Genomic DNA, 2726 nt, shown 5'->3' with positions numbered 1-2726 from the left:
GATAGGTGGTGGGGAAGGAAATGGGGTTGCCGTTCGCTTCGTGCTTAACTTCGGAGGGCAGCAAAGGGGAATTAGCTGCATCTAGGGTCTCGAAGGGCTTTACCTTGTCACCGTTGTCTTCCGTGCGCCTTATTGCCTCACCTTCTCCACCTTTACTCTGGTGCTCTGGGTCGCGAATCTCGACGGGGACGTTGAATAGGTCGGTGATGCGCTCTACCGCCGTTAGCCCGGCCTGGATGGCGGTAAATTTGTCGGCAAACTGGCGCAGGGGGTCGAAAAGGCGCTGGGCAAACAAAATAAAGGTGGCCAAAGTACCAAATGTGAGAGCATCCTGCATGACGAGCAGACCGCCGAGCCAGAGCACGCCACCGATCGCAACCAGCGAAATCCACTCTAGCGTGGACGATACGGCGGAGTCGTAGAAGATAGTTTTGTCGACGGCGGTAATGTACTTTTGGTTGGTGTGGCGAAACCCTTCGGCGTTGTAGCGCTCGCGGCGAAACAGCTGCACGACGTTAATGCCAGCGACGTTTTCTTGTAGGGTGGCGTTTAGCTCAGACAGGTGCTCACGGGCTTTATAGTTGGCTTTGCGGTACTGCTGCTGAAAGTAAATAATTAGCCAAGTGACGGGCAGCAGCAGCCCCAGCAACATGAGGGCCAGCTGCCACTGCATGGTAAACATGACTACCAGCAGCACCAAAATCGAAAATACGTCGGTAATAATGCCCACCGCCCCGGTGGAAAATACATCGCCTAGGGCATCGACATCGCTGGTGATGCGGGTAATGAGTTTGCCCACTGGGGTGCGGTCAAAAAAGCGCACCGCCAGGGAGGTGACGTGGGTAAACAGGTCAGTGCGAATGTTGGCGGTAATCCGCTGCCCCACGGCCTGCACCAGGTAGCTCTGAAAGCCATCTAGCAGCAGCCGAATCACAACGGTAACCACCAGCAGCCCCACCAGCAGATTGAGGCCGCCCTGGAGGGTGCGGCCCTCTACAAAAAACATCACCGGCTCCTGGCGAATCAGGGAAATAGCCTGACCAATCAGCACCGGCTGGAGGGCGTTGGCCAGCGCCAGGGGCACCAGCAAAATCAGCGGCAGTACCAGGGCGGCGCGGTGCTGGTAAATGTAGGGCCACATGCGCAAAAACAGCCGCCAGTCGCTATCGGGGTGGCGAGAGATGTCGTCGCTGGGCAGGGTGGGGGTAGCGGTCATAGGGCAATGCGTTGGCCTGAAGAGGTCGTCTTTGAACTATGGCGGGGCTGTGGGGGCAGTCTTCAGTTTAGGCATGAATTGGGCCAGACGGGTGAGGGGCATCATTTAATACTGAATCTGTCTTGGCTACCGTCGGTTGGGCTGGGTAAACACCGTAAAGCCTTTGGCTTGGCTGCGCCTATGCCCCTACGCAAGCCGCCTGTTTGGAATAGGAGTTATGCGATTCGGATTAGTTATAGCCATAGTCACGTTGGTTAGGACATCCAGAAACCCTATGAACGTTCAAACGTTTGAACGTTCATAGGAGACCTGTCTTAACCAGACTGGCCACAGCTATATCACTACACACGAAGCTGGCCTCACCGCTGGTGAAGCTGACCTCACCGCTGGTGAAGCTGACCTCACCGCTGGTGAAGCTAGTCTCACCGCTGGTGAAGCTGACCTCACCGCTGGTGAAGCTGGCCTCACCGCTGGTGAAGCTGACCTCACCGCTGGTGAAGCTGGCCTCACCGCTGGCGAAGCTGACCTCACCACTGGCGAAGCTGACCTCACCGCTGGCGAAGTTGGCCTCACCGCTGGCGAAGCTGACCTCACCGCTGGCGAAGCTGGCCTTGTGTCTATTACGTCCTCTTTCTATCCTCTAGCCGCCGCAGGTCAGCACCGTGGCATCGGGATTGGCTGCGGTGGCTTTCTGTATTTCAGCGGCGTTGGGCAGCCCATTGGGAGTGAGGGCCTGCACCTCTTCGGGGGTAGGTAGAGGCGTGGCGACGACCTGGCCAAAGTCGCTGACGTAGATTACTTCGTCAATGGTAATTTCTCGTTGCTCCTGCTGGGCGTAGAGGTCGGCGTATTGGTCGGCTAACTGCTGCCACTGGGCCGGGGCGCAGTAGCTGCGATCGATGACGACCGTTACTTTAGGGCTGGCGAGAATCTGGCGTAGGCCCAGGCCCAGGGCGGCAAAGGTGATCCAGCCCAGGCCCAGGGTATACATCAGTCGTTGGTTGGGGTTGCGCATGGGGCGGATCGTAGAGCCTCAGAAGCCAGGGGGAAGTGGTGTGGGATTAAGGGTTTTGGGTTTCGGGTATCAGGTTTACGGTTTGGGGTAATGCTTTGAACCGGATACTTAAAGCCTCTGCACCTCAAACCCCTAAAGATTAACCTGGAACAGATCTTTGAACAGGGTTTGCACGTTGGCGGGGGTGCCCTGCTGCACGGTGGACTCGCGCAGGGCGGCGATCGCCTGTAGTTCGCCCTGGTCTACTTCGCCGTAGGCAATTGGGTAAAAGCGCACGTCGCTGTAGGCGAGAATGTCTTGAATGGCGTCGAAGGTGTAGCCCCGGTTGACTTCGCCATCGCTGAGCAGCAGCAGGTAGTAGCGCCCGCTGGGGTCATTTTCTTTTTGGGCCAGCAGATCGGCGAGGCCGACCATGGCCCCGTCGTACATAGCGGTGGCACCATCGGCCCGCAGACCGTCCACGGTGGCCAAAAACTTTTGGTGCTGGAGCTGGTC

The 2726-nt window shown here is 57.7% G+C and carries 3 protein-coding genes and 1 pseudogene; 1 reads left to right on the top strand and 3 read right to left on the bottom strand.

Annotation, left to right across the window (positions count from 1 at the left end):
* Nucleotides 1–1216 (bottom strand): ABC transporter ATP-binding protein (locus IQ273_RS32310; protein ID WP_228054317.1); only part of this gene is annotated, 1216 nt, incomplete at its 3' end.
* Between the two features lie 368 nt (nt 1217–1584).
* Here IQ273_RS32310 and IQ273_RS32305 point away from each other — a divergent pair.
* The gene (locus tag IQ273_RS32305; RefSeq protein ID WP_194027172.1) at nt 1585–1860 is read left to right on the top strand and encodes a hypothetical protein; all 276 of its coding nucleotides are present in this window, start codon (nt 1585–1587) and stop codon (nt 1858–1860) included.
* Here IQ273_RS32305 and IQ273_RS32300 read toward each other — a convergent pair.
* On the bottom strand, nt 1857–2231 hold the full coding sequence (locus IQ273_RS32300) for a hypothetical protein (RefSeq protein WP_194027171.1): 375 nt from the start codon (nt 2229–2231) through the stop codon (nt 1857–1859). The two genes, IQ273_RS32305 and IQ273_RS32300, sit on opposite strands and share 4 nt — an antisense overlap.
* 132 nt (nt 2232–2363) lie before the next feature.
* Nucleotides 2364–2726 (bottom strand): annotated as a pseudogene (locus IQ273_RS32295) (VWA domain-containing protein); the annotation flags it as partial.

The sequence above is a fragment of the Nodosilinea sp. LEGE 07298 genome (genome assembly GCF_015207265.1).
Classification (GTDB): Bacteria; Cyanobacteriota; Cyanobacteriia; order Phormidesmidales; family Phormidesmidaceae; genus Nodosilinea.
Note: the sequence above shows the minus strand (reverse complement) of the source record. Positions and strands in the feature narration are given on the sequence as shown.